At 63.1% G+C, this 24,543-nt stretch carries 27 protein-coding genes; 19 read left to right on the top strand and 8 right to left on the bottom strand.

The genetic code is table 11. From position 1 onward, the window contains the following. The first annotated feature begins 58 nt into the window (after positions 1-58). The 11 genes from KUF59_RS37880 to KUF59_RS37825 all read left to right on the top strand — a co-directional run bounded on the left by KUF59_RS37880 (position 59) and on the right by KUF59_RS37825 (position 10,012). On the top strand, positions 59-655 hold the full coding sequence (locus KUF59_RS37880; RefSeq protein WP_212460330.1) for a superoxide dismutase: 597 nt from the start codon (positions 59-61) through the stop codon (positions 653-655). Between the two features lie 255 nt (positions 656-910). Beyond that, positions 911-1,522, top strand: coding sequence for a permease (locus KUF59_RS37875; protein WP_212460331.1), 612 nt, complete (start codon positions 911-913; stop codon positions 1,520-1,522). Continuing rightward, positions 1,519-2,019 carry a hypothetical protein gene (locus tag KUF59_RS37870; protein WP_212460332.1) on the top strand — a complete coding sequence of 167 codons (501 nt, stop codon included), beginning with the start codon at positions 1,519-1,521 and terminating at the stop codon, positions 2,017-2,019. Before KUF59_RS37875 ends, KUF59_RS37870 begins: the two co-directional genes overlap by 4 nt. A 142-nt stretch (positions 2,020-2,161) precedes the next feature. Further along, positions 2,162-2,410: a hypothetical protein gene (locus tag KUF59_RS37865; protein ID WP_212460333.1), complete on the top strand. Its 249-nt coding sequence runs from the start codon at positions 2,162-2,164 to the stop codon at positions 2,408-2,410. A 2-nt stretch (positions 2,411-2,412) separates the two neighbouring features. After that, positions 2,413-3,168, top strand: a complete 756-nt coding sequence (locus KUF59_RS37860; RefSeq protein WP_212460334.1) for a metal ABC transporter ATP-binding protein — start codon at positions 2,413-2,415, stop codon at positions 3,166-3,168. 5 nt (positions 3,169-3,173) lie between these two features. After that, positions 3,174-4,043 carry a metal ABC transporter permease gene (locus tag KUF59_RS37855; protein WP_212460513.1) on the top strand — a complete coding sequence of 290 codons (870 nt, stop codon included), beginning with the start codon at positions 3,174-3,176 and terminating at the stop codon, positions 4,041-4,043. 5 nt (positions 4,044-4,048) lie between these two features. Continuing rightward, positions 4,049-4,918 carry a metal ABC transporter solute-binding protein, Zn/Mn family gene (locus tag KUF59_RS37850; protein ID WP_258770074.1) on the top strand — a complete coding sequence of 290 codons (870 nt, stop codon included), beginning with the start codon at positions 4,049-4,051 and terminating at the stop codon, positions 4,916-4,918. Between the two features lie 53 nt (positions 4,919-4,971). Next, positions 4,972-6,024, top strand: coding sequence for a CobW family GTP-binding protein (locus KUF59_RS37845; RefSeq protein ID WP_212460335.1), 1,053 nt, complete (start codon positions 4,972-4,974; stop codon positions 6,022-6,024). Next, the gene (locus KUF59_RS37840; RefSeq protein ID WP_212460336.1) at positions 6,024-7,043 is read left to right on the top strand and encodes a WD40 repeat domain-containing protein; all 1,020 of its coding nucleotides are present in this window, start codon (positions 6,024-6,026) and stop codon (positions 7,041-7,043) included. Before KUF59_RS37845 ends, KUF59_RS37840 begins: the two co-directional genes overlap by 1 nt. A 1,276-nt stretch (positions 7,044-8,319) precedes the next feature. Then, positions 8,320-8,796 carry a DUF3302 domain-containing protein gene (locus KUF59_RS37830; RefSeq protein ID WP_212460337.1) on the top strand — a complete coding sequence of 159 codons (477 nt, stop codon included), beginning with the start codon at positions 8,320-8,322 and terminating at the stop codon, positions 8,794-8,796. Positions 8,797-8,833: 37 nt separating this feature from the next. Next, complete coding sequence (locus tag KUF59_RS37825) at positions 8,834-10,012, top strand: HlyD family secretion protein (RefSeq protein ID WP_212460338.1); 1,179 nt, start codon at positions 8,834-8,836, stop codon at positions 10,010-10,012. A gap of 307 nt (positions 10,013-10,319) precedes the next feature. On the opposite strand, the gene KUF59_RS37820 is transcribed toward KUF59_RS37825, so the two are convergent. Continuing rightward, a complete protein-coding gene (locus KUF59_RS37820; protein WP_212460339.1) occupies positions 10,320-10,898 on the bottom strand; it encodes a phospholipase A2 family protein in 579 nt (192 codons plus the stop codon). 543 nt (positions 10,899-11,441) lie between these two features. On the opposite strand from KUF59_RS37820, the gene KUF59_RS37815 reads away from it, so the two are divergent. Continuing rightward, positions 11,442-11,723 (top strand): hypothetical protein, encoded by a 282-nt coding sequence (locus KUF59_RS37815; protein WP_212460340.1) that lies wholly within the window; start codon positions 11,442-11,444, stop codon positions 11,721-11,723. 38 nt (positions 11,724-11,761) lie between these two features. Continuing rightward, positions 11,762-11,992, top strand: a complete 231-nt coding sequence (locus KUF59_RS37810) for a hypothetical protein (protein WP_212460341.1) — start codon at positions 11,762-11,764, stop codon at positions 11,990-11,992. A 151-nt stretch (positions 11,993-12,143) separates the two neighbouring features. Here KUF59_RS37810 and KUF59_RS37805 read toward each other — a convergent pair whose 3' ends face one another. Continuing rightward, positions 12,144-13,115 carry an ABC transporter substrate-binding protein gene (locus KUF59_RS37805; RefSeq protein WP_212460342.1) on the bottom strand — a complete coding sequence of 324 codons (972 nt, stop codon included), beginning with the start codon at positions 13,113-13,115 and terminating at the stop codon, positions 12,144-12,146. 248 nt (positions 13,116-13,363) lie between these two features. On the opposite strand from KUF59_RS37805, the gene KUF59_RS37800 reads away from it, so the two are divergent. Together KUF59_RS37800 and KUF59_RS37795 are read left to right on the top strand one after the other, a co-directional pair. Then, complete coding sequence (locus tag KUF59_RS37800; protein WP_212460343.1) at positions 13,364-14,080, top strand: MgtC/SapB family protein; 717 nt, start codon at positions 13,364-13,366, stop codon at positions 14,078-14,080. 108 nt (positions 14,081-14,188) lie between these two features. After that, positions 14,189-14,518 carry a hypothetical protein gene (locus KUF59_RS37795; protein WP_212460515.1) on the top strand — a complete coding sequence of 110 codons (330 nt, stop codon included), beginning with the start codon at positions 14,189-14,191 and terminating at the stop codon, positions 14,516-14,518. 107 nt (positions 14,519-14,625) lie between these two features. Here the strand turns inward: KUF59_RS37795 and KUF59_RS37790 are convergent, their stop codons facing one another. The 5 genes from KUF59_RS37790 to KUF59_RS37770 form a co-directional block, all read right to left on the bottom strand. Then, positions 14,626-16,068, bottom strand: coding sequence for a homospermidine synthase (locus KUF59_RS37790; RefSeq protein ID WP_212460344.1), 1,443 nt, complete (start codon positions 16,066-16,068; stop codon positions 14,626-14,628). A 37-nt stretch (positions 16,069-16,105) separates the two neighbouring features. Next, positions 16,106-16,492 carry a RidA family protein gene (locus KUF59_RS37785; protein WP_212406020.1) on the bottom strand — a complete coding sequence of 129 codons (387 nt, stop codon included), beginning with the start codon at positions 16,490-16,492 and terminating at the stop codon, positions 16,106-16,108. A 128-nt stretch (positions 16,493-16,620) separates the two neighbouring features. Continuing rightward, positions 16,621-17,223 carry a GNAT family N-acetyltransferase gene (locus KUF59_RS37780; RefSeq protein WP_212460345.1) on the bottom strand — a complete coding sequence of 201 codons (603 nt, stop codon included), beginning with the start codon at positions 17,221-17,223 and terminating at the stop codon, positions 16,621-16,623. Positions 17,224-17,365: 142 nt separating this feature from the next. Beyond that, positions 17,366-18,508, bottom strand: coding sequence for a type III PLP-dependent enzyme (locus KUF59_RS37775; protein WP_212460346.1), 1,143 nt, complete (start codon positions 18,506-18,508; stop codon positions 17,366-17,368). A 703-nt stretch (positions 18,509-19,211) separates the two neighbouring features. Further along, a complete protein-coding gene (locus KUF59_RS37770) occupies positions 19,212-19,466 on the bottom strand; it encodes a hypothetical protein (protein WP_212406018.1) in 255 nt (84 codons plus the stop codon). Positions 19,467-19,601: 135 nt separating this feature from the next. On the opposite strand from KUF59_RS37770, the gene KUF59_RS37765 reads away from it, so the two are divergent. The 4 genes from KUF59_RS37765 to KUF59_RS37750 all read left to right on the top strand — a co-directional run bounded on the left by KUF59_RS37765 (position 19,602) and on the right by KUF59_RS37750 (position 23,942). After that, positions 19,602-21,692, top strand: coding sequence for a M3 family metallopeptidase (locus tag KUF59_RS37765; protein WP_212460347.1), 2,091 nt, complete (start codon positions 19,602-19,604; stop codon positions 21,690-21,692). Further along, positions 21,692-22,336, top strand: coding sequence for a DUF1007 family protein (locus KUF59_RS37760; protein ID WP_212460348.1), 645 nt, complete (start codon positions 21,692-21,694; stop codon positions 22,334-22,336). The genes KUF59_RS37765 and KUF59_RS37760 overlap by 1 nt, the downstream gene beginning before the upstream one ends. Then, on the top strand, positions 22,333-23,418 hold the full coding sequence (locus KUF59_RS37755; RefSeq protein WP_212460349.1) for a nickel/cobalt transporter: 1,086 nt from the start codon (positions 22,333-22,335) through the stop codon (positions 23,416-23,418). Before KUF59_RS37760 ends, KUF59_RS37755 begins: the two co-directional genes overlap by 4 nt. Positions 23,419-23,504: 86 nt before the next feature. Further along, positions 23,505-23,942 (top strand): acyl-CoA thioesterase, encoded by a 438-nt coding sequence (locus tag KUF59_RS37750; RefSeq protein ID WP_212460350.1) that lies wholly within the window; start codon positions 23,505-23,507, stop codon positions 23,940-23,942. A 173-nt stretch (positions 23,943-24,115) separates the two neighbouring features. Here KUF59_RS37750 and KUF59_RS37745 read toward each other — a convergent pair whose 3' ends face one another. Then, entirely contained in the window at positions 24,116-24,514 is a 399-nt protein-coding gene (locus tag KUF59_RS37745) for an MAPEG family protein (RefSeq protein ID WP_212460351.1), read from the bottom strand. Between the last annotated feature and the right edge of the window lie 29 nt (positions 24,515-24,543).

The following is a 24,543-nucleotide window of genomic DNA, read 5'->3' as shown; positions in this document are numbered from 1 at the left end:
ACCTTCTATAAGGGGTGACCGTTAAGCCACGTTCCCCACCAGTTGCGGACAAGAACCCATGACATTCACGCTTCCCCCACTTCCTTACGCCTATGACGCCCTCGGGCAATTCATGTCGAAGGAAACCCTGGAATTCCACCACGACAAGCACCATCAGGCCTATGTCACCAACGGCAACAACGCGCTCAAGGGGACCGAATGGGAAGGCAAGACCCTTGAGGAGATCGTCAAGGGCTCGTTCGGCAAGAACCCGGCCGTGTTCAACAATGCCGGCCAGCACTACAACCACATCCACTTCTGGAGCTGGATGAAGCCGAATGGCGGCGGCACCAAGCTGCCGGCCAAGCTCGCCAAGAAGATCGACGAGGACCTCGGCGGCTTTGACAAGTTCAAGGCCGATTTCCAGGCCGCTGGTGTCGGCCAGTTCGGCTCCGGCTGGTGCTGGCTCCAGGTCAAGGGTGGCAAGCTCGAGATCTCAAAAACCCCGAACGGCGAGAATCCGCTGGTACACGGCGCCACCCCGATCCTCGGCTGCGACGTCTGGGAGCACTCCTACTACATCGACTACCGCAACCGCCGCCCGGATTACCTGAAAGCGTTCGTCGAGAACCTCGTGAACTGGGAATATGTGGAGTCGCTGTTCGACAAGGCGTGAGTGAGTCACTCGGTCATTCCGGGATGGTCCGAAGGACCAGACCCGGAATCTCGAGATTCCGGGTTCGATGCTCCGCATCGCCCCGGAATGACGGAATAGAAAAAGGTGGTCGCATCGCGGCCGCCTTTTTTGCTGCGCGGAATTCCCGCAGAGCCCTGCGCCGCGCGCGCATGAGCCCCATCATCGTTCCGTTTGCATCACGCGGACGGCGTCTTTAATCAGGTCTTGCATCCCACCCCGCCAGATCCGAGCCCGTTGTCAGAACCTTCCCCGAAACAGCCGGCGCCTGCCGAGGACGCGGAGTCCGAGCCGCGGCCGGGGCGCATCCGTAAACCCATCGGCTGGTCGACCATCTTCATCGCCGTGCTGGTCGCGGTCAGTGCGGCGCTGGTCTGGCGCCGCGACGGCACCGATGGCGTGCTCGACATCCTCACCCACGATCTCGCGCTGTTTGGCGGCATCATCCCGCGCGTGCTCGCAGGCTGCCTGCTCGGGGCCTTCATCTCGGAGATTTTGCCGCACGAAAAGGTGTCGCGCTCGCTCGGGCCGAAATCCGGCTTGAAGGGTCTTTTGATCGGCACCGCCTTCGGCGCGATCCTGCCGGGCGGGCCCTTCACCGTCTATCCCGTGGGCAGCGCGCTGCTCACGGTCGGCGCCGATTTCGGCGCCGTGATCGCCATGGTCGTGAGCTGGACGCTGATCGGCTATGGCCGCGCAGTGGCCTGGGAAATCCCGATCATGGGCACCGATTTCACGCTGTGGCGGATCATCATCTCGCTGCCGCTGCCGGTGCTTGCGGGCGCGCTCGGCCGCTTCGTCTATGTCCGCCTCTATCCGAAGCGCGTGACAGAGGAGGCCGAGACGTGAGCGCCGCGCTACTGATCGACATCCTGCTCTGGGGCTCGGTGATCGGCGTCGGCCTGATCGCTTTCCGCCGCGGCCAGCCGGTGTTCACGGCTTCGCTGCGCGAAGGCTCGATGGACTTCATCAACATCGTGCCGCGCATCGCGCTCGGCGTGATCGGCTCCGGCTACATCGCGGCGATCATCCCGCAGTCAGTCATCACCGGCTGGCTCGGGCCGGACAGCGGCTGGCTCGGCATCATCACTGCCGTGGTCGCCGGCGCCGCCACCCCTGGCGGACCCGTGATCGGCTTCTCCATCGGCACGGTGGCGCTGAAGTCGGGCGGGGGCGTACCGCAGGTGGTCGCCTATGTCGTCGCCTGGGCCCTGTTTGCCTTCCAGCGGGTGATTTTGTGGGAAATCCCGTTCATGCCGGCCCGTTTCGTCTGGTTCCGCTGCGCGGTCTCGGTGCCGTTCCCGTTCCTGGCGGCGGCGATTGCCATGGTGATCGGCAAGCCGTGAGACGGCTTCCACCGTCATTCCGGGGCGATGCAAAGCATCGAACCCGGAATCTCGAGATTCCGGGTTCGGCTCTTCGAGCCGCCCCGGAATGACGGCGAGCCGGTCGTGGACAGAGGTAATGTTATAATATAACGTCCCAGGCATGGTTCCCGCCGCGTCCCACGCCCATCATCACGACCATTCGCACGGCCACGCGCATTCCCACGGCCACGGGCATGACCACGCGCATGGGCATGATCATACGCACGCCCATGTCCACGATCCCGCCGCGCCGCATCCGGCGCAGGCGGCGCCCTGGTCGATCCTGCGCATGACCATGGCCGGCCGCCTGATGGCGGCCAGCGCCGTCTGCGCGGTGCTCTGGGGCATCGTCTTTCTGGCGATGAGGTGACCATGGCGGCGCAGCTTCAATTCCACAACGTCACGCTCGGCTATGACCGCCATCCGGCGGTTCACCACCTCAAGGGCGAGGTCGCATCCGGCGCGCTGGTCGCTGTCATCGGTCCGAACGGCGCCGGCAAGTCGACGCTGCTCCGTGGCATCGTCGGCATCGTCAAGCCGCTCGCCGGCTCCATTCATCTCGGCGGTATCGACGCGCGCGATATCGCCTACCTGCCGCAGAGCGCCGAGATCGACCGCTCCTTCCCCATCTCGGTGTTCGACTTCGTCGGCACTGGCCTCTGGCGCGGTACCGGCCTGTTCGGCGGCATCGGCAAGACCGCGCGTAAAAAGATCCTTGATGCCATCGCGGCCGTCGGGCTCTCCGGCTTCGAGAACCGTCCCATCGAAACGCTGTCGGGCGGGCAGATGCAACGCGTGCTGTTCGCGCGCGTGCTGCTGCAGGATGCGCGCCTGATCGTGCTCGACGAGCCCTTCAACGCCATCGACAGCAAGACGACGACCGACCTGCTGGCGCTGGTGAAGCGCTGGCATGGCGAGGGCCGCACCGTGCTCGCAGCGCTGCACGACCTCGAAATGGTGCGCAACCATTTTAGCGAGACGCTGGTGCTGGCACGCGGTCCGGTGGCTTGGGGCCCGACATCAGAGGCGCTGACGCCGGAAAACCTCATGGTCGCGATGCGGATGTGCGAGGCCTTCGACGACAGCGCGGCGGCCTGCGCCGACGACGCGCACTCGCAGGCGGCGTGACCGGGATGATCTATGACGCGCTGATCGGCCCCTTCACCGAATTCGAGTTCATGCGGCGCGCGCTTGCGGCCGTCATTGCGCTGTCGCTCGCCGGTGCGCCGATCGGCGTCTTTTTGATGCTGCGGCGGATGAGCCTCGTCGGCGATGCCATGGCGCACGCGATCCTGCCGGGGGCCGCGGTCGGCTTCCTGCTCTCGGGCCTCAATCTGTTCGCGATGACTTTTGGCGGCCTGGTCGCCGGCTTTGCGGTCGCGATCCTCGCCGGCGTCGTCGCGCGTTCGACGGGCCTGAAGGAGGATGCCTCGCTTGCGACCTTCTATCTGGCCTCGCTCGCGCTGGGCGTGACCATCGTCTCCATCAAGGGCACCAATATCGATCTGCTGCACGTGCTGTTCGGCAACATCCTCGCGATGGACGACCAGACGCTGCTGGTCGTCGCCTTCAACGCCACCATCACGCTGCTGGTGCTCGCGGTGATCTTTCGGCCGCTGGTGATCGAGAGCGTCGACCCCTTGTTCCTGCGCACCGTCAGCCGCGCCGGGGGACCGGCGCATCTTGCCTTCCTCGCGCTCGTCGTCGTCAACCTCGTCAACGGCTTTCAGGCGCTCGGCACCTTGCTCGCGGTCGGCCTGATGATCATGCCGGCCGGCATCGCGCGGTTCTGGTCGCGGGATCTCACGGCGATGATCTGTATTGCGGTGATCGCTGCCGCAGTATCAGGCTATGCCGGGCTTGTGCTGTCGTTCCAGACCCGCGTGCCTTCGGGCCCCGCGATCATCCTGGTGGCGACGGTGTTTTACGTCGTCTCCGTGCTGTTCGGCCGCATCGGCGGGCTGGTCCGTCAGATGTTTCCTGGCCGGCATCTCGAAGCATGACGACGATGCGGCGCATCCTGTTCCTGCTGCTCGCGTCGCAGTTCGCGGTCACGCCCTCGCACGCCGCTGAAAAGCTGAACGTCGTTGCGAGTTTTTCGATCCTCGCCGACTTCGTCCGCACTATCGGGGCTGATCGGGTCAACCTCACCACGCTGGTCGGCGCCAACAGCGACGTTCACGTGTTTGCGCCGGCGCCGGGTGATGCGAAGCGGGTCGCGGACGCAAAACTCGTGATCGTCAACGGTCTCGGCCTCGAAGGCTGGCTGCCGCGTCTCGTGCAATCGTCAGGTAGCAAGGCAACCGTCATCACGGCCAGCGCCGGCATCGCGCCCTTGAAGCTCGGCTCGGGCGCCGATCCTCATGCCTGGCAGTCGATCCCCAATGCCAGGGTCTACGTGACCAATATCGGCAACGCGCTGGCCGCCGCCGCGCCCGATGATGCCGAGTTCTTCCGCGCCCAGACCAAGGCCTATCTGGAAAAGCTCGAAACGCTCGACCGTGAAGTGCGTGAGACCCTGGCGAAAATTCCACCGGAACGGCGCAAGGTGATCTCGACCCACGACGCCTTCGGTTATCTCGCGGCCGAATACGGTATCCAGTTCATCGCGCCGCTCGGGGTTTCCACGGAAACCGAGCCCAGCGCGCGCGATATCGCGGCCATTATCAGCCAGGTCCGGGCCGCAAAAATTCCGGCCGTTTTCCTCGAAAATATCAGTGACGACCGGCTGATCCGGCGGATCGCGGCTGAGACCGGTTCTAAAGTCGGCGGGACCCTGATTTCGGACGGTTTGACGGCGGAAAAGGGGCCTGCCCCCACTTACATTGACATGGTCAGGCACAATATAAAGGCCCTGACCAGCGCGCTTGACCATTAGGGTGGGGGCCACCCCGCCGCGCGTCGCGCGCAATGCCCGATGTCGGAGTTCTTATGTCTGAAGTGACGTCTTCCAAGATTCCCGTGACCGTCCTGACCGGCTATCTCGGCGCCGGCAAGACCACCCTGTTGAACCGCATCCTCTCGGAGAACCACGGCAAGAAGTACGCCGTGATCGTCAACGAATTCGGCGAGATCGGCATCGACAACGACCTCATCATCGGCGCCGATGAAGAGGTGTTCGAGATGAACAATGGCTGCATCTGCTGCACCGTGCGCGGCGACCTCGTGCGCATCATGGACGGCTTGATGAAGCGCAAGGGCAAGTTCGACGCCATCATCGTCGAGACCACGGGTCTCGCCGATCCGGCGCCGGTCGCGCAGACCTTCTTCGTCGATGAGGACGTGCAGAAGAACGCCCGGCTCGACGCCGTGGTGACCGTCGCAGACGCAAAGTGGCTATCCGACCGGCTGAAGGACGCGCCCGAGGCCAAGAACCAGATCGCCTTTGCCGACGTCATCGTGCTGAACAAGACCGATCTCGTCTCCAAGGGCGAGCTTGCCGAGGTCGAGGCCCGCATCCGCGGCATCAACCCCTACGCCAAGATGCACCGCACCGAGCGCTGCTCGGTGGCCTTGGCCGACGTGCTCGATCGCGGCGCCTTCGATCTCGACCGCATCCTCGACATCGAGCCTGACTTTCTGGAGGCCGACGATCATGACCACGACCATGATCACCACCACCATCACGGCCACGACCATCACCACCACCATGATCACGGCCATGGCCTGAAGCATTATCACGACGAGGAGATGCAGTCGCTCTCCCTCAAGACCGACAAGCCGCTCGATCCCGGCATGTTCATGCCCTGGCTCCAGAACCTGGTGCAGACCGAGGGCCAGAAGATCTTACGCTCGAAGGGCATTCTGTCGTTCCGCGGCGATGACGACCGCTACGTCTTCCAGGGCGTCCACATGATGCTGGAGGGCGACCATCAGCGGAAATGGAAGGACGGCGAGCCGCGCGAGAGCCGGCTGGTCTTCATCGGCCGCGAATTGCCGGAAGAGGCCATTCGCAAGGGCTTTGAGAGCTGCATCGTCTCGTGATGTCAGAGTTCGATCCCGACAACGAATCCCGCTCCATCGTCTCCGCCACCAACCGGGTCCGCCCGGTTGCGCTCGGAATGGCGGTGACATCCGCGCACTTCCTGTCCGACCGCGTTGCCTTTGTCGGCGGTGAGGAGAACGTCGCGCTGGTCGATGCCAATGGAGAGGTCAGCAAGGTCGCCGTGCATAGCGGCGGCATTCTCTCGACCGCGAGCGACGGCAAGCGCCTGGTGATGGGCGGCGACGACGGCAAGGTGGTCGCGCTCGACGCCAAGGGCGAAGTGAAGCTGCTCGCCACCGATCCCAAGCGGCGTTGGATCGATGCGGTGGCGCTGCATCCCGACGGCGCCTTCGCCTGGTCGGCCGGCAAGGTCGCCACCGTCAAGAGCGGCAAGAGCGAGGAGAAGTCGCTCGAGGTGCCCTCGACCGTCGGCGGTCTCGCCTTCGCGCCAAAAGGCCTGCGGGTCGCGATCTCCCATTACAATGGTGTGACGCTGTGGTTTCCCAACATGGCCGCGACGGCGGAGTTTTTGCCATGGGCCGGCTCGCATCACGCCGTCACCTTCTCGCCGGACAACAAGTTTCTGGTCACCGCGATGCACGAGCCGGCGCTGCATGGCTGGCGGCTCGCCGACAACAGGCATATGCGCATGACCGGCTATCCCGCTCGCGTCCGCTCGATGTCCTGGAGCGCGGGCGGCAAGGCGCTGGCGACCTCGGGCGCCGACACCGTCATCATGTGGCCGTTCGCCAGCAAGGACGGCCCGATGGGCAAGGAGCCCGCAATGCTCGCGCCGCTCCAGGCGCGGGTCGTTGCCGTCGCCTGCAATCCCAAGAGCGACATCCTCGCCGCCGGCTATAGCGACGGCACCATCCTGATGGTGCGGCTGGAGGACGGCGCCGAGATCCTGGTCCGCAAGAACGGCACCCCGCCGATCGCGGCACTCGCCTGGAACGCCAAGGGCACGCTGCTGGCGTTCTCCGACGAGAGCGGCGACGCGGGGCTGTTGGATCTTTAGAGCACGCGTCTTATATTTCCGAAAGCTCTCTCCAAATCATCGGCACTCCTTGTATCGAAAGACAACAGGTTTACGTTTAAGGCCTGCGCCACCATTTCCAGCGACAAGATTGCGAAAAAGCCGCCGCCGGTTTGGAACGGCGACGACTTCTTCTTTGCGCGCTCAAACGGCAGCGACTACCCGCCGCGTCGCATGAAGGAAACGGTTAGCGGGCGCTGCGACGCCATCAATTGGAAGACGCTCCTGTTTGCGCAATTCATCGACTAGACGTTCGAGGTAGGGCGGCAGAGGCGAGGCTTCGAGAGGTAACCTCTGTTGCAATCTGTCACCCACCTCGTCACAGATCGACCGGGCAGTCTTATGGTCGATGTGGTCCGATATTCGATTGGTCGGTTCCATATCGCGACCTTTCGATAGGCCCCACGATTAACTTAAGTTACAGGGATACGAAAATGTTTCGCGCACCTTCGAAAAATGTCGATGGTTCAATTTAGTGGAACGAAGACACTATGCGTCAGACCGATCGCCATCGTCAGCGCTGATACCAGCAACCCACCGAGTTAGTGAAACTCTTGGGGCGCCGACTTTCAACACGTTCAAAATGCCCGTTCCGGGTCAACAAGCGAAGAACTCAGACTGAGCAAATCCAGTCCGCTCCGCTCCATTAAGCGGACGTCAACGAGGGGTGTCGTCACTTCTCTGATGGGCCACAAGCAGACATCGGTCACCCTTATCGGCACCGGCGCGGCGGCCCGCTGTTCCGAGTGCTCACGATTGCTGCTCTTCGTTTTTGGTCAGCGTCTTTGACGCATGCTCTCTTTCGGACTGTTGAAACCTTGACCCACGTCAAGGTTCGCCTCCTCGCAGGTTGTATCGTTTCATTGTGCAGTGTCAGTGCCTTGAACGATCAAGGGAGAGGCAAGATGAATCGACTGATTGCTGTGGCAGGCTTCGCCTTAGCGGTTGCAACCTCGGCAAATGCCATAACGCCTCGCCGATACCTCAGCCGGACGACATGATCACGCAAGTGGCCGTAGGCTGCGGCCCAGGCCGAACGCTCATTAACGGCGTCTGCGTGGCGAGGACCACCATCTGCCAGACCCGTCGAGCCGTCCGCCGCTGCATTCGCCGGCAAAGAGGCGTGTGCGCACAGTACGAATGAGCTGCCGAACTAAAATTCGGTGCACTCGACGCTCGAACGATGGTCACTGCACGATGCGGAGCCCACGCAGCGCGTTGAACGATTCTTGATCCAGAGTCAAAATGTGAAAGTGACATGGAAGATCCATTCCTGAACTACTTCGCACTCGGCTTGCTGTTCTTCGTGGTGATCGTTCTGGTGTACGGCATGATCGCGATCCACGACATTCCAGCCAAGATCGCGCACGCGCGTCACCATCCGCACGCGGACGCGATCCACGCCGCCGGCTGGATCAGCCTGTTCTTGCTGCATGTGCTGTGGCCGTTCCTTTGGATTTGGGCAATGATGTATCAGCCGGATCGAGGCTGGGGGTTCGCTCACCAGCCGGGCGAGCCGGCCTCGCCGAAGGAGGCGGTGGCTGAGTTGGAGGAACTCAGGCATCGCATGGCAGAGATCGAGGCCAAGCTCGAGATCGGAGATCGAGCAGCTCAATTGAGCAAAGGCGGGCGCCGGGTTGCAGTCGAGTCGCCTGGATCATCGGGTTCAGCTGCCGAGGTGAGCGCTCCTGCGACGGAAGGGGCAGATGCGAAGAGCCGAGGTGCTCGGCGATAGCTGATGCTCGCTCAAAGCTCGGAGTGGGAGGTCGCAGATGGAAATCTTGCTCGTATTGACCTACGCCGCACTCTGCTATGCCATCTTCAAGATTTTCAGAATCCCGGTCAATCAATGGACGCTGGTGACAGCAGTACTCGGCGGCGCCGTTGGCCTGGCGCTGCTGTTCATAACCATGGCCTACAACCACCCGTTTTCGACCAACGCACGCATCTATTTCGCGGTTACCCCAGTGCTCCCCGCGGTGAAGGGTCGCGTGATCGAGGTGCCGGTTGAGGACCGTACCAATCAGCACCTCGAAGCCGGAGAAGTTCTCTTCAAGATCGATCCCAAGCCTTACGAATATGTCGTCGCGCAAAAGCGGGCGGGGCTGGCGGACGCGGAGGCCAATGTTGCCCAGCTCAGGGCTTCAGTTGATCAGGCCTCGGCGGCGACCGGAAAAGCGAAGGCCCAACTGCAGCTCGCGCAGGAAAACTACGATAGTCAGCTGACGCTGTTCCAGAAAAACGTTGTGGCGAAGGCAACACTCGACACCGCAACGCGTAACTTCGATGCGGCAAAACAGACGGTCGCCGAGGCTGCTGCTGCAGAAGATCGAGCCCGACAGGCATTCGGCGCATTAGTTGACGGTGAACATACGGCCGTCGTGCGCTTGCGCAATGAGCTTGCGGATGCTCAATACGATCTGGACCAGACCGTTGTTCGAGCCCCGACAGGCGGCTTTGTCACCGAGCTGGCGCTGCGGCCGGGCGTGTATGTGGTCCCGGCGCCCTTCCGTCCAGCCATGGTTTTCGTCAACGACAGCCAAAGGGACCGGGCTTTGGTAGCGGCGTTCCAGCAAAACACCCTGCAGCGTGTTCGCCCTGGCAATGAAGGTGAAGTTCTGTTCAAGGGCATACCTGGTCGCGTCTTCAAGGCCAAGGTCCGCCTCGTGATTGATGCGATCGCCAGCGGCCAGCTTCAGACCACGGGCACGCTAGTGAATGTCGAGGGGCCGCCGACTGGAGACCGGGCTCTGGTCTGGCTTGACCTCGTCGATGACGTGTCCGGTTACCAGGTGCCGCTCGGTTCGGAAGGCGAAGCCGCTATCTACACCGAGCATTTTCACGAGCTGTCACTGCTCCGAAAAATCCTTCTGCGCATGCGCAGTTGGCAGAATTACGTATTCCTCGAAGGACATGGCGGGGGTGGTGGAGGATCGGGCGGCCACCATTAGTGACGCCACGCGCTCGTTTCCCCGTTGGCGGCAATGGGAGCGAAGAACGAGATAGGCGCGGCGTCGTGTCCGCTAGCGTCAAAACCGGACTTCAGAACCGGGTGGCAGGTCCGCTACGGGTCAATCGCGTCATTCTAGCAGTTAGCCAGCGACTTCCGATCTACCCCTAACTTCAGACATGTTGCCGCCCGACATGCACACACTCGCAGCCCAAAGGAAGCCGTGAGGGACGAACAAAGGTCGCCCCGTTGGGCGACCTTCTCGTGGCAGCAAATAGCCGATCGACAGTCCCTCTAAACTGCTCCTCTTACGCGAGCAGAAGATCTCCGAAATGAGCTTCGAACACGTGCAACGCGCCATGCAAGCTGCGGGATTCGTTGCCTGGCGTTTCAGTGAGTCCGGTCTCAAAGCTTTGTATTGCCGCGGCAGCGAAGAGCTGCTGTTCGGCCGGAGGCAGCGTTGTTTGGAGATATTCACTTTCACCCGGCGTAGTTTCAATCTTGCCGAGAATGCCCAGAGTGGCAAACCCCTCATAGAGAAGTGCTTCGGGGTCGTTAGCGAACAGCGCCGGCTCTGACTGTGTTAGCGCATACATGCCCTCTAGCAGTTTCGCGTCTGCATCAAACGTCTGGAGTGCGGTCGCAGTGCCATCTCTTAAATGTTGATAGACGAGATCGTGTGCATAAAAGAGCTGATCGAGATCGTCCTTTGGAGGATGAGCCAAGTAGTCGGCTGTCCCGAACTCGGGAGTCCTCCCACCTTCTTCGCCAGCAGAATAGTTTGGGCCACCATAGTTTCCGTAGCTCGGAACAGGAATGCCATGCTCTGTGGAAGGCAGAACTGAGTTCGGATCAAAGCGTATCGTTACGTCCCAATTGATGTACATCGATACCTCCCTTTTTGTGGGCCACTTTGCCCTGCCGATCTAGCGTGACCGCATGTCGAAAACATGGAGCGGGCGCCACTGCCTACCGCATCAATTCCTGTATCATGCAGGGTATAAGCGAACTGCCGATCAGCAAGGCGGCACCCAAGAGCTGCGGATAAAAATACCCGCTGGTCAGCCGGGAGGCTGTGGCCGGTTGAACAGCACTGAACGTCTACTTGGGGGTCAGAAGCGGTCCACGACTGAACGCGCCCGGCAGGTCGGCTGGGGGCCAGAACCGGAAGTCTCGCACGTAGTGCAGTCTCATTTTCTGGGGAACACACGCACGATCATTCGCGCAAACCCGCCACTCGAAATGCGTGCGCTCGAAGGCCGTTCGAACCAATCGCATTGACCGACTGGGTTATCGACAGTTGCAGACTGCAGCATCGACGTCGTCCAGCTGCAAACACCTTGCAGCGCAGCTACGGAACAATATTACATCTGAGAGATACGCGGAACGAAACGGGCCGTCAGTCTTTCTCTGGCCTTTGGGAGGTGCACATGACTTCTCAGGCCACAGAAGGCGCCTGCGCGTTTGCTTGGCGGAACTACTTGCTGCGACACAACGGCATCAGCGAGAACGATACTCGGCGTTCCGCCCTCTATCGCTACGTCGCCAATCTTTGTGATACCGGAGAAGATGATTTCGATCTCTTGCAAATAGCGGCTGTCGCTTACTTGAAAAAACTGGACGAATTGCATGACGACCGAGCTGCAAGGCTCGCGGTAGATAACATTTTGGCCGAACGTTTAGAATCACGCAGTGCTCAACCCGACACCTAGCTTTAGGCAAATAACGCCAGAGGGAAGGAGCGAACAGCATGGCAGACAAATCCGCTGACTCAAACCGTTTCGCGCGCGACCCACAAAGAGGCATCGCCGCAGCGACAGCAATCGGCATGAATGCCTTGAAGCCAATTATGCACTTTCAGGTCTCAATGCTGAGGATGTGGGCCGATAGTATTGAGAGGTTCGCAGGCAATTACGAAAAGGGGTTGGAAGAAACCGCGACCGCCGTAGAGGAGCAGTCAGACAAGGAACGCGCCGCGTAAATCAACGCGAATGGTTTACGTGGGGTCAAAAGCTGAAGTCCTGACCTGTCCCGCTCCGTGACCGCTCTACCGAAGGAAGCGGACGTCGATGAACCCGGCTGCCATGTCTGCTAAGGGCCATAACCGGGCTCGCGCGCGGCAGCAAGCATATCTATTCGATCACCTCATCGGCGCGGACGAGCAACGAGGGCGGAACAGTGAGGCCGAGCGCTTTGGCAGTCTTCATGTTGATCGTCAGCTCGAACCTAGTCGGTTGCTCAACTGGTAGGTCCGCAGGTTTGGTGCCTTTGAGAATTTTATCGACGTAGCCGCCAGCACGGCGGAGCAGATCGGCTATGTCGGGGCCGTACACGATCAATTCGCCGGTCGCGATTTGTCCGAAAAGGTAAATTGCAGGCAGATGATGATTTGCCGCGAGCGCGGTAACGCGCGGGGCCTCTTGACCAGTTAGATTGTCGCTAAAAACAATCATCGCGTCGGCTTGCTGGGCGGCGGCCGACGCAAAGGCGGTATCGAGTTCATCAGCCGTGGTTGCCTCGACTATCGGCAGAGCCACGCCCATGCTTCGGGCTGTACTGGATACTTCATTGGCCAATACCAGCCTGTGAATCGGGTTGCGGGGATTGACCAAGAGCGCAATTTTGGAGGCGCTGGGAACCAGTTCCCGCAAGATTTCTATTCGTTTTCCGATCCAATCTCCCGGCGCGTAGGTCGCAAGACCCGTTATGTTGCCGCCAGGGCGTGACAGGCTTTGGACAAGGCCGATCGCCACGGGATCGAACACCGCGATGAATACAATCGGAATGGTTGCCGTTTCGGATTTCAGGGCTAGAGCTATCTGCGGGCTCACACCAACGAGCACATCGGGCTTGAGAGCGACGAGCTCGTTCGCTAGAGGCGGTATGCGCTCGGCACGCCCCTCGATCGACCGGTAATCAATGATGAGGTTCTTCCCTTCGACCCAGCCATGATCGCGCAAGCTGTCTAGCCACACCTTGTAACGTGGCAACTCTTTGAGCACAGAATCAAGATAGCCGATCCGGCGAGGCGGCCCTTCTGCCCGCGAAGTCCGTGACGAAACTAGCAGTGTCGCAGTACCCGCTATGAAATCGCGCCGGTTCATTCGCTCCTCATCGAGGCCTGAGGACGATGGGACGCAGAGTACCATGTCTCGATGGTCGTCGCACTCACGGGTTCAAATGCTGCGTCGCAGATGCGACGCGTGGCGCAGGACCGCAATGGGTCAGAAGCGGTCCTTGCCGGAAGGCGCGGGACAGGTCCGCTACGGGCCAGAAGCGGACTCAAGGAATCCGAGCTGACCGGCCTTGTGGACCTCTAATCAATCGTCATCTTCAAACCGTATCAATAGCCATGCGGTTTCTGACGACCTTCCAGTTCGCCGACTTCGCTGACACGCTGGTCAGCCTGTTCACGGCCTTCGTGCTGGGCACGCTGATCGGCGCCGAGCGGCAATATCGGCAGCGCACGGCGGGCCTGCGCACCAATGTGCTGGTCGCGGTCGGCGCGGCCGCCTTCGTCGATCTCGCCATGCACCTGACCGGCGCCGATGGCGGGGTGCGGGTGATCGCCTATGTCGTCTCCGGCATCGGCTTCCTAGGCGCCGGCGTGATCATGAAGCAGGGCATGGACGTGCGCGGCCTGAATACGGCGGCGACGCTGTGGGCCTCGGCCGCGGTCGGCTCCTGCGCCGGCGCCGACATGGTCGCGCAGGCGGTGGCGCTCACCGTGTTCGTCATCGCCGGCAACACGCTGCTGCGCCCGCTGGTCAACGCGATCAACCGCATTCCGCTCGACGAGCGGCGTTCCGAGGCGACCTATTACTTCAAGCTTGCCGTGACGACCGAGGCGCTGCCCGACATGCGCGACCGTCTCGTCGAGAAGCTGGAGGCGGCGAACTATCCGGTGGCCGATGTCGAGGTCGTCGAGATCGGCGACGACATTTTGGAGATCGTGGCAACCCTGGTCGCGTCAGCCGTTGACCCGAACGAGCTCAACGCCGTCGCCGTCGAGATGCAGCGCCAGAGCGGCGTGCGCCATGCCACCTGGGAGGTCTCGACCACCGACTGAACGGGGCCTTTTGCCGCGTGAACCGGGGTTCCGGAGCCGCAGGCTTTCCACGGAACCGCCGTCGGGCAATTTCGTTGAATCCCGTGGAAAGGCTCGCGGGTGAGCGACATGACCGGCAATGACGACAAGCGCAGCGTGAGACGAGACCTGTTGATGGCCGGTGCGCTGTTCGCGGCGGGCGTCGTGGTATCAGGCCTGTCGATCGCACAGATCCGGACCGAGAACCGGCAGATGGCGCAGGCGACGCAGCCGCTGCAGGGCACGCCGTCCGACGATCAGACCAGGACGCCGGCGGAATCGAAGCCCGGCGGCGACCGTCCGACCACGCCCGCCCCCCAGCCCGCGCGCCCCGAACCGCAGACGCAAGGTGCGGCCAAGCCGGCGCTGCCGCCGGCCCCGGCCGAGAAGATCGCGCCGCCGATCAAGGACAAGCAGTAGGCGGCGCTCGTCTTTTTGCCCCACACGCGCAATCGCTTCGCGATCCGTAGCCGTTGCGCCGGCTACTGTGCATGGGGTTGTTTCGATGCTTTGCCGGCGGGTGCCCCTCAGCGCACCAGAATATTCCGGAACTGCCAGGGATCGGACGTGTCGATGTCCTCCGGGAACAGGCCCGGGCGATCCGTCAGCGGCGTCCAGTCGGTGTAAAAACCCTTCACCGGGCCGAGATAGGGCAGCTGGATTTCCAGCAGACGATCAAAGTCCATCTCGTCGGCTTCGACGATGCCTTCGTTCGGGTTTTCCAGCGCCCACACCATGCCGCCGAGCACGGCGGAGGTCACTTGCAGGCCGGTGGCGTTCTGATAGGGCGCGAGTGCGCGGGTCTCTTCGATGGAGAGCTGCGAGCCGTACCAGTAGGCATTGTTGTCATGGCCGAACAGCAGCACGCCGAGTTCGTCGATGCCATCGACGATTTCGTTCTCGTCGAGGATGTGGTGCTTCTCCTGCATCTTCGCTGCGCGGCCGAACATTTCATGCAGCGACAGCACGGCATCGTCAGCCGGATGATAGGCATAGTGGCAGGTCGGCCGATAGATCGCCGTGCCGGATGCGTCACGCACCGTGAAGTAGTCGGCGATCGAGATCGACTCGTTGTGGGTGACGAGGAAGCCGTACTGCGCGCCGCGGGTCGGGCACCAGGTGCGAACGCGCGTGTTGGCGCCGGGCTGCATCAGATAGATGGCGGCGCCGCAGCCGGCTTCGTGGGTCCGCGCGTTCTCGGGCATCCATTTTTCATGGGTGCCCCAACCGAGTTCGGACGGCTGCACGCCTTCCGACAGGAAGCCTTCCACCGACCAGGTGTTGACGAAGACATCAGGCTCTTTCGGCTTCTTGGAGCGCTGGGTGTCGCGTTCGGCGATGTGGATGCCCTTGATGCCAGCCTGCCGCATCAGGTCCGCCCATTCGGCCTTGGTCTTCGGCTTGGGGGCGTTGAGCTTCAGGTCAGCGGCGACATTGAGCAACGCCTGCTTGACGAAGAAGGAGACCATGCCGGGATTGGCGCCACAGCAGGATACGGCCGTCGTCGAGCCCGCGGGGCGCGCCTTCTTGGCGGCCAGCGTCACTTCGCGAAGGGCGTAGTTGGAGCGCGCTTCCGGGCCCTTCGACGAATCGAAATAGAAGCCGAGCCAGGGCTCGTTGACGGTGTCGATATAGAGAGCGCCGAGTTCGTTGCAGAGCTCCATGATGTCGGTCGAACCGGTATCGACCGAGAGATTGACGCAAAACCCCTGGCCGCCGCCTTCAGTGAGCAGCGGGGTCAGCACGTCGCGATAATTGTCCTTGGTCAGGCCCTGCTGGATGAACCGGACATTGTGCTTCTCGCAAAGTGCCTTGCGGCCCTCGTCCTTGGGATCGAGCACAGTGATGCGCGACTTGTCGTAATCGAGATGCCGCTCGATCAACGGCAGCGTGCCTTTGCCGATGGAGCCGAAGCCGACCATGACGATGGGGCCGGTAATCTTCGCGTAGATCTGCGAGGCGGGGCTCATCAAATATCTCCAGGAGAACGTCTAGGTGTTGGTGGGATCAGGTGCGGCGCTTCGCGGTCACTTCGATCTCGATCTTCATCTCGGGCTTGTAGAGGCCTGAGACGACGAGAAGCGTTGCGGCCGGGCGGATGTCGCCGAGCACCTCGCCGCAGACGGCGAAATGCGCATCCGCGTCCTTGGCGTCGGTGATGTAGTAGGTCGCGCGGACGATGTCGGCCATCGCGAAGCCGCCCTCCTTGAGGGCCGCCTCGATGGTCTTGAAGCAGTTGCGTGACTGGCTCGTGACATCGGCTGGCATCGTCATGGTGGTGTAGTCGTAGCCGGTGGTGCCGGCGACGAAGGCGAAGTCGCCGTCGATCACGGCGCGGCTATAGCCGGCGGTCTTTTCAAAGGGCGAGCCGGTGGAAATCAGGCGACGGGACATGCTGTTCGGACCTCGACTGAAGGGGGCTTTGCGCGGGGGTTTACGGGCATTTCGCCGCCGCGCGCAACCCTTAAAGGATCAGCGCCCAGCGGGACTGGCTGTGTGTGCGGCAGGCGCGATCGCGGCCCTCAGGCCGCGTGCGGCACGGCGAGCGGGGCCTTCACCGCGCGAACTGCCCTCGCTTTGGGCAAGGGCTTGCCCGTCGGGACGACCATGCCCCAGGCGCCATCCAGCGCACCTTCAGTGAATTCGAGGCCGAGCAGCCGGTCGCGCTCGAATGCGCCCGGCAGCGACAACTCGCCGGTCTTCTCGGCCGTGAAGCCGAAGCGGGCGTAGTAGGGCGCGTCCCCAAGCAGGATCACGGCGGCGTGCCCGCGCGCCCGGGCGGCGGCCAGCGCTTGATGCATCAGCGCGGCGCCGATCCCGAGCTCGCGGCAGGCAGGGTCGACCGCGAGCGGTCCGAGGACCAGCGCGGGCCTGCCTCCGGCGCTGACGTGCCACAGCCGCACGGTTCCCACGAGCTTTCCCTCGCGCACCGCGGCCAGCGCGAGGCCGGCGGCGGGGGCGCGTCCGTCGCGCAGGCGCTGGCAGGTGCGCTGATGGCGGGTCTCGCCAAAACAGGCATCGAGCAGCGCTTCACGCATCGCGACGTCGGAAGCACGCTCGGCTCGGATCGCGAACGGAGCGGCTTTCGAGGTGAGGGCGATCTGTGGCTTCCGAGAAGCAGTCATGGCACGTCAGTCCCCGCTTGGACCCGCGTGCGAACGGCACGCGCCTCAAGCGTTGTCAGAAATGGCAATGTGGGGAGGGAGCCGGCAAGCCGGCTCCCGGGTTCGTCAGGCCTCGAAAGAGAGGCGGATCAGATGTGGCCTATCAGATGTGATAGGTCTTCAGCGGCGGGATGCCGTTGAACGCCACCGACGAGTAGGTCGACGTATAGGCCCCGGTCCCTTCGATCAGCACCTTGTCGCCGATCTCGAGCGTCACCGGGAGCGGATACGGGTTCTTCTCGTACAGCACGTCGGCGCTGTCGCAGGTCGGACCTGCGAGCACGCACGGCGTCATGTCCGCGCCGTCATGGGCGGTGCGGATGGCGTAGCGGATCGACTCGTCCATGGTCTCGGCCAGACCACCGAACTTGCCGATGTCCAGATAGACCCAGCGCACCTCGTCCTCGTCGCTCTTCTTCGAGATGAGCACGACCTCGGACTCGATGATCCCGGCATTGCCCACCATGCCGCGGCCCGGCTCGATGATGGTCTCCGGAATCTGGTTGCCGAAGTGCTTGCGCAGCGCACGGAAGATCGAACGGCCGTACTGCAGAACCGGCGGCACGTCCTTCAGATACTTCGTCGGAAAACCCCCGCCCATGTTGACCATGGTCAGGTTGATCCCGCGCTCGGCGCAGTCGCGGAACACGGTCGAGGCCATCGCCAGGGCACGGTCCCACGCTTTCACCTTGCGCTGCTGCGAGCCGACATGGAAGGAGATGCCGCACGGCTCCAGGCCCAGACGCTTGGCAAGGTCGAGGACCTCGACAGCCATTTCCGGGTCGCAGCCGAACTTCCGCGACAGCGGCCACTCGGCGCCGGCGCAGTCATAGAGAATGCGGCAGAACACCTTCGCTGCCGGGGCGGCACGGGCGACCTTCTCGACCTCGGCGGCGCAATCGACTGCGAACAGGCGAATGCCGAGCGCGAAGGCGCGCGCGATGTCGCGCTCCTTCTTGATCGTGTTGCCGAAGGAGATGCGGTCCGGCGTCGCTCCAGCGGCCAGCGCCATCTCGATCTCGGCGACGGTCGCGGTGTCGAAGCAGGAGCCCATGGACGCCAGCAGCGTCAGCACTTCCGGAGCCGGGTTCGCCTTGACCGCGTAGAACACGCGGCTGTCGGGCAGCGCCTTGGCGAAGGTCTGGTAATTGTCGCGCACGACTTCGAGGTCGACGACGAGACACGGCTCGGTGTCGAGGCCCTCGCTGCGGCGGTTGCGCAGGAATTCCTGAATACGTTCGGTCATAGCACCCTCCAAACGGCCCAGCGACGGGGATCCGTTCAAAAAATGACGTCGGATAAGAGTGCCCCGGCCAGATTGCGCGATGGAGGCGCAACGAAGCCAAAAGACTCAAACCAGACTGTGCTGCCGTGGATTGGTTGGGAATTTCCCGCCCGCACACCTGGCAATGAAGGACAAGCCTTTTCAGTAGCCCGCGCCGGCGTTGGAATGCCGGTAGAGACCAAAAAAGCCCGATCCGTCGTTGCTTTAAGTCGCGTCCCCCGTTGAGAGCGGGGTGCGCCGGTTCGCCTCCGGCTGCCAGTCACGGTTGCAAAGAGCGAAGTCACCTTCGACAAGGCATCTCTTTGAGAGAGATGCTGGACGCTCCGGCGTTTGCTTCGTCTTCCGACTTGTCAGTCCTTCGACTTTCAAGTCTTCCGACTTCCGCACTTCCGAAGAGCCCCTCGGCTTCTTCACCCCTTGGCGGCTGTCCGGCCTCTTGTCCGGATACCTACCGACTGACACACGACCACAGGCACGTGCGAAATTGGGCAAGTCCGCACATAAGCGTTTTGACTCGCCTTCGCAAGAATTTTTTTAGGTTAGCGACAGATTTGCCTAACGACTGCTTGCGCAGTGAGGCGCGAGCGACACCGAAGATGAATGGTCGTTAAGCTTCAGCGTCGCGCGCGTCGCTGCGAGCGACCGAGCGCGACGACTCGCCTCGCTAGACGCGGCGCGTGAAGGGCTCGACGCGCTGCGCGGCGCGGATGAAGGCCGTCATGACGAGGACGCCGAGTCCGAACAGCACCGCCTGGAGGATGTGCGCGCCGGTGTTGTCGAGCCCGAACAGAATCGCGAGCGCCCAGCCGCCGGCGAAGGCCGCGCCGAACACTTCGGCGCCGATCAGGATGGCGGCGCTGATGACAGTGATCACGCTCGGCCAGACGATCTGGCGGGAGGAAGAGGCAGGCGCGTCCATGGGGCAAAATCCCTCGTCTAAGAGGGCCGCAATCTCTCCGAAAAGGCCGCCCAGAGCAAGGCCAAATGGCCCAAAAAAGCCCCATCGCATGCTATAGCTGGCCGCAACAATCGAACCACAAAATCGGGACAAGCGATGTCAGAAACCCGCCAGAATACCGGCCCCGCGCAGGCCGAGACCAACCCGCTCCTGAAGGCCTGGGTAACGCCCTTTGCGACCCCGCCATTCGACGAGATCAGCCCGGAGCACTTCCTCCCCGCATTCGAGCAAGCCTTCGCGGACCACTCCGCGGAGATTGCGGCCATCACCCACGACCCGGCGGCGCCCGACTTCGCCAACACCGTCACGGCGCTGGAGCGCTCCGGCAAGCTGCTGACCAAGGTCGCGGCGGTGTTCTACGACCTCGTCTCGGCGCACTCCAATCCGGCGATCCTGGAGATCGACAAGGAGGTGTCCTTGCGGATGGCGCGGCACTGGAATCCGATCATGATGAACGCTGTGCTGTTCGGTCGCATCGCCCAGCTCCACGAGAATCGCACCGCGCTCGGCCTGACGCCGGAGCAGCTCCGCCTCCTGGAGCGCACCTACACCCGCTTCCACCGCGCCGGTGCCGGCCTCACCGAGGAGGCCAAGAAGCGGATGGCCGAGATCAACGAGCGGCTCGCCCAGCTCGGCACCACGTTCAGCCACCATCTGCTCGGCGACGAGCAGGAGTGGTTCATGGAGCTCGGCGGGGACGACCGCGAGGGCCTGCCCGAGAGTTTCGTCGCCGCCGCCAAGGCTGCGGCGGAAGAGCGCGGCATGGCCGGCAAGGCCATCGTCACGCTCTCGCGCTCCTCGACCGAGCCCTTCCTGAAGAGCTCGGCCCGGCGTGACCTGCGCGAGAAGGTCTACAAGGCCTTCACGGCGCGGGGCGACAACGGCAACCCGAACGACAACAATGCCACCATCGTCGAGATCCTGAAGCTGCGGGAGGAGAGCGCCAACCTACTGGGCTACCCGACCTTCGCCGCCTACCGGCTGGAGGACTCCATGGCCAAGACGCCCGACGCCGTACGTGGCCTCCTGGAGCGGGTCTGGAAGCCGGCGCGGGCGCGGGCGCTCGCCGACCGCGACGAGATGCAGGCCCTGATCGCGCAGGAGGGCGGCAATTTCCGCCTCGCGCCCTGGGACTGGCGCTACTACGCCGAAAAGCTCCGCCTTCAGCGCGCCAATTTCGACGACGCCGCGATCAAGCCGTATTTGACGCTCGACCACATGATCGCCGCCGCCTTCGACTGCGCCACGCGGCTGTTCGGCATCACCTTCACCGAGCGCAAGGACGTGCCGGCCTGGCACCCGGACGTGCGGGTCTGGGAGGTCCGGGATCGCGCCGGAAACCACAAGGCGCTGTTCTACGGCGACTACTTTGCCCGGCCGTCAAAGCGCTCAGGCGCCTGGATGACCTCGCTGCGCGACCAGCAGAAGCTCGACGGCGATGTCGCGCCGCTCATCATCAACGTCTGCAACTTCGCGAAAGGATCCGGCGGGGAACCCTCGCTGCTGTCGCCCGACGATGCCCGCACCCTGTTCCACGAGTTCGGCCACGGCCTGCACGGCATGCTCTCCAATGTGACCTACCCGTCGCTGTCCGGCACCTCCGTGTTCACCGACTTCGTCGAGCTGCCCTCGCAGCTCTACGAGCACTGGCAGGAGCGGCCCGAGGTGCTCCAGCAGTTCGCCCGCCACTACCAGACCGGAGAGCCGTTGCCCGACGACCTGCTCCAGCGCTTCCTCGCGGCGCGAAAGTTCAACCAGGGCTTTGCCACCGTCGAGTTCGTCTCCTCGGCGCTGGTCGATCTCGAGTTCCACACCCAGCCGGCGGCCGCCGCCGAGGATGTGCGGGCCTTCGAGAAGAAGGAGCTCGAGAAGATTGGCATGCCCGAGGAGATCGCGCTGCGCCACCGGCCTACGCAATTCGGCCACATCTTCTCCGGTGACCACTACGCGTCCGGCTACTACAGCTACATGTGGTCGGAGGTGATGGACGCCGACGCCTTCGGCGCATTCGAGGAAGCCGGCAACATCTTCGATCCCGCGGTCGCCAAGCGCCTGCATGACGACATCTACTCGACGGGCGGATCGGTCGATCCGGAGGCCGCCTACGAGGCCTTCCGCGGCCGGCCGCCGGAGCCCGACGCGCTGTTGCGCCGCCGGGGTCTGTTGGACAACGCAAAGGCTGCCTGATGGACTGGATACGCGCCCTCTCCGGATTGCTGCTCGCCGCAGCTCTCTCGCTCGCGGCGGCGGGGGCGGCCCAGGCACATCCGCATGTCTGGATCACGGCCACCAGCGAGGTGCTGTATGCGCCGGATGGCTCGGTCACCGGCGTGCGCCACGCCTGGACGTTCGACGACATGTTCTCGGCCTATGCGGTGCAGGGGCTCGAGGGCAAGACCAAGGGCACCTACAGCCGCGAGGAACTGGCGCCGCTCGCCCAGACCAACGTCGAGTCGCTCAAGGAATACGCCTACTTCACCTTCGCCAAGGCCGACGGGAAGAAGGAGCGCTTCAACGAGCCGATCGACTACTTCCTCGACTACAAGGACACCGTGCTGACCCTGCACTTCACGCTGCCGCTGAAGAACCCGGTCAAATCAAAGCAACTGATGCTGGAAGTGTTCGACCGCTCCTTCTTCATCGACTTCAAGATGACGGACAAGGAGCCGGTCAAGCTGGTCGGTGCCCCCGCCGGCTGCCAGATGAAGCTGGAGCGTCCGAACGACGGCACCGCGAGCGCGCAAAAGCTCAACGAGCAGACCTTCATGAACGGCGAGAACGCCAATTTCGGCCTTATGTTCGCCAACAAGATCACCGTGGACTGTCCGTGAACCCGACATCGCCCCTCGCGCGCGGGCTCGTCACCGCTGCGGCGCTCATCGCCGCAGTGCTTGTTGCCGACGCCGCGCTTCACGATCTCCTGGCGCAAAACCCCTTTGGCGCGCCGCGTCCGGCGCCGGCTGCCGACCCTGAGGTCGGAGGTATCGTCGGCTGGCTCTTGGCAAAGCAGTCGGAATTCTACCGCGAGATCTCCACCACCATCCGCGCCGCCAAGTCCGACGGCTCGGCGGTGTGGACGCTGCTCGCGATCTCCTTTGCCTACGGGATCTTCCATGCCGCAGGTCCCGGCCACGGCAAGGCTGTGATCTCGTCCTATCTCGTCGCCAATCAGGAGACCGCGCGGCGCGGCATCGCGCTGTCGTTTGCGTCGGCCCTGATGCAGTCGCTGGTGGCGGTCGCCGTCGTCGGTATCTCGGCCTGGGCGCTGAACGCCACCGCCAAAACCATGTGCAACGCCGAGAAGGTGATCGAGATCGCAAGCTACGCCCTGATCGCGGCGTTCGGCGCCCGCCTGGTCTGGGTCAAGGGCGGCGCCTTCATGCGCGCCCTTCAGGCGAGCCAGCCTGTGCCGGCCCTCGCCGGCGCGGCGCATCACGACCACGGGCATCACCATCACCACCACGATCATGATCACGGCCACCATCACCGCGATCACGCCCATTCCCACGACCACGTCCATGACGAGCATTGCGGCCATTCGCATGGGCCGACGCCGAGCGAGCTCGCCGGACCCGGCGGCTGGCGGCGGGGGCTAGCCGCGATCCTCACCGTGGGCATCCGCCCTTGCTCGGGCGCAATCCTGGTCCTGGTGTTCTCGCTCGCCCAGGGCCTGTTCTGGGCCGGCATCGCCGCGACCTTTTTGATGGGACTGGGCACCGCGATCACGGTTGCGACCATCGCGGTGGTGGCGGTCTCCGCCAAGGATATCGCGCGGCGCCTGAGCTCGGCCCGCGACGGCAGCGGCGTGCTTTTCATGCGCGGCATCGAGTTTGGGGCCGCCGGACTCGTGCTGCTGTTCGGCGCGGGCCTCCTGTTCGGCTATCTCGCCGTCGAGCGGACGACGTGCTTCTAACCGCCGCGCTGCCCGGGCTTTGAGGACGGCGTCCCGTCGGCTATTCAGGCGATAGAACAAACAAGAACGCTGGGCCGAGGAAATCGATGTCGCGCGAAAACTTCTGGTTCTTTCACCCGTTCCGGGTGCGCTATTCCGAGATCGACGGCCAGGGCGTCGTCTTCAATGCGCATTATCTGACTTACTTCGACACCACCATCACCGAGTATTTTCGCGCGCTCGGCTTCGACCAGTATGCCGATGCCAAGCAGAGCGGCATCGACTTCCACGTCGTGAAATCGCTGATCGAGTACAAGGCGCCGGCGCGGTTTGACCAGGAGATCGACGTCGGCGCGCGGGTGGCGCGGATCGGCAATTCGAGCCTCACCTTCGAGATGGCGATCTTCCTCAAGGGCGGCAACGAGGCCCTCATCACCGGCGAGATCGTGTGGGTCTACACGGACCAGCAGAGCCATCGTCCGGTCGCGATCCCGGCCTCGATGCGCGGCCTGATCGCGACGCGAGAGCGGCATCTGTCGGCGTGACCCTCCCCTGGAGGGGGAGGGTCGATCGCGCGCAGCGCGAGCGGGGTGGGGTGATCTCTCCACTCGGGCAGTGTTCGACGCGGAGGGACCGTCACCCCACCCCGTCTCACATTCTCGCTGCGCTCAATGTGAGCCGACCCTCCCCCTCCAGGGGAGGGTCAGCAAGTGAGTGTTCATACCGGCAAAAAGCGCTTCAGCACCGGCATGAAGAAGATCGCGACGTTGATGAAAAAGCCGATGCTCCAGAGGATGGAGCGCAGCGTCGGGCGGTTGCCGACATAGGTGAAGACGTAGGCGATCCGCACGAGCAGGAACAGGGCCGCGAGCTCGTCGATCAGGCGTTGCGGCGAATCCCGGTATTCGGCGAGCAGCACCGCGAAGGCGAAGAACGGGAAGGTCTCGATGCCGTTCTGGTGCGCGCCCAGTGCACGTTGGGCGATGGCATCCTCGTAGAATGCGCCATCGCGCGGCCGCGCATTGTCGAAGCGTCCGATCCTGATCCATTTGATCGCGACGATCGTCGAGAGATAGAGCAGCAATGCTCCGAAGACGCACAATTCCGCAAGGGTCATCTTTACCCGCCCCGTTCGGCCTAAAATTA

Origin of the sequence: Bradyrhizobium arachidis (assembly GCF_024758505.1) — a bacterium.
Lineage (GTDB): Bacteria > Pseudomonadota > Alphaproteobacteria > Rhizobiales > Xanthobacteraceae > Bradyrhizobium > Bradyrhizobium manausense_C.
This window is presented reverse-complemented; position numbering and strand designations above follow the sequence as displayed.

Coding starts and splice junctions, on each gene's coding strand:
- KUF59_RS37770 (WP_212406018.1), bottom strand. CDS start 19,466: ATGGACGCGCCTGCCTCTTCCTCCCGCCAGATCGTCTGGCCGAGCGTG.
- KUF59_RS37760 (WP_212460348.1), top strand. CDS start 21,692: ATGGACTGGATACGCGCCCTCTCCGGATTGCTGCTCGCCGCAGCTCTC.
- KUF59_RS37765 (WP_212460347.1), top strand. CDS start 19,602: ATGTCAGAAACCCGCCAGAATACCGGCCCCGCGCAGGCCGAGACCAAC.
- KUF59_RS37805 (WP_212460342.1), bottom strand. CDS start 13,115: ATGAACCGGCGCGATTTCATAGCGGGTACTGCGACACTGCTAGTTTCG.
- KUF59_RS37780 (WP_212460345.1), bottom strand. CDS start 17,223: ATGACTGCTTCTCGGAAGCCACAGATCGCCCTCACCTCGAAAGCCGCT.
- KUF59_RS37840 (WP_212460336.1), top strand. CDS start 6,024: ATGTCAGAGTTCGATCCCGACAACGAATCCCGCTCCATCGTCTCCGCC.
- KUF59_RS37745 (WP_212460351.1), bottom strand. CDS start 24,514: ATGACCCTTGCGGAATTGTGCGTCTTCGGAGCATTGCTGCTCTATCTC.
- KUF59_RS37830 (WP_212460337.1), top strand. CDS start 8,320: ATGGAAGATCCATTCCTGAACTACTTCGCACTCGGCTTGCTGTTCTTC.
- KUF59_RS37820 (WP_212460339.1), bottom strand. CDS start 10,898: ATGTACATCAATTGGGACGTAACGATACGCTTTGATCCGAACTCAGTT.
- KUF59_RS37795 (WP_212460515.1), top strand. CDS start 14,189: ATGACCGGCAATGACGACAAGCGCAGCGTGAGACGAGACCTGTTGATG.
- KUF59_RS37850 (WP_258770074.1), top strand. CDS start 4,049: ATGCGGCGCATCCTGTTCCTGCTGCTCGCGTCGCAGTTCGCGGTCACG.
- KUF59_RS37825 (WP_212460338.1), top strand. CDS start 8,834: ATGGAAATCTTGCTCGTATTGACCTACGCCGCACTCTGCTATGCCATC.
- KUF59_RS37845 (WP_212460335.1), top strand. CDS start 4,972: ATGTCTGAAGTGACGTCTTCCAAGATTCCCGTGACCGTCCTGACCGGC.
- KUF59_RS37775 (WP_212460346.1), bottom strand. CDS start 18,508: ATGACCGAACGTATTCAGGAATTCCTGCGCAACCGCCGCAGCGAGGGC.
- KUF59_RS37865 (WP_212460333.1), top strand. CDS start 2,162: ATGGTTCCCGCCGCGTCCCACGCCCATCATCACGACCATTCGCACGGC.
- KUF59_RS37790 (WP_212460344.1), bottom strand. CDS start 16,068: ATGAGCCCCGCCTCGCAGATCTACGCGAAGATTACCGGCCCCATCGTC.
- KUF59_RS37785 (WP_212406020.1), bottom strand. CDS start 16,492: ATGTCCCGTCGCCTGATTTCCACCGGCTCGCCCTTTGAAAAGACCGCC.
- KUF59_RS37880 (WP_212460330.1), top strand. CDS start 59: ATGACATTCACGCTTCCCCCACTTCCTTACGCCTATGACGCCCTCGGG.
- KUF59_RS37860 (WP_212460334.1), top strand. CDS start 2,413: ATGGCGGCGCAGCTTCAATTCCACAACGTCACGCTCGGCTATGACCGC.
- KUF59_RS37800 (WP_212460343.1), top strand. CDS start 13,364: ATGCGGTTTCTGACGACCTTCCAGTTCGCCGACTTCGCTGACACGCTG.
- KUF59_RS37810 (WP_212460341.1), top strand. CDS start 11,762: ATGGCAGACAAATCCGCTGACTCAAACCGTTTCGCGCGCGACCCACAA.
- KUF59_RS37815 (WP_212460340.1), top strand. CDS start 11,442: ATGACTTCTCAGGCCACAGAAGGCGCCTGCGCGTTTGCTTGGCGGAAC.
- KUF59_RS37750 (WP_212460350.1), top strand. CDS start 23,505: ATGTCGCGCGAAAACTTCTGGTTCTTTCACCCGTTCCGGGTGCGCTAT.
- KUF59_RS37855 (WP_212460513.1), top strand. CDS start 3,174: ATGATCTATGACGCGCTGATCGGCCCCTTCACCGAATTCGAGTTCATG.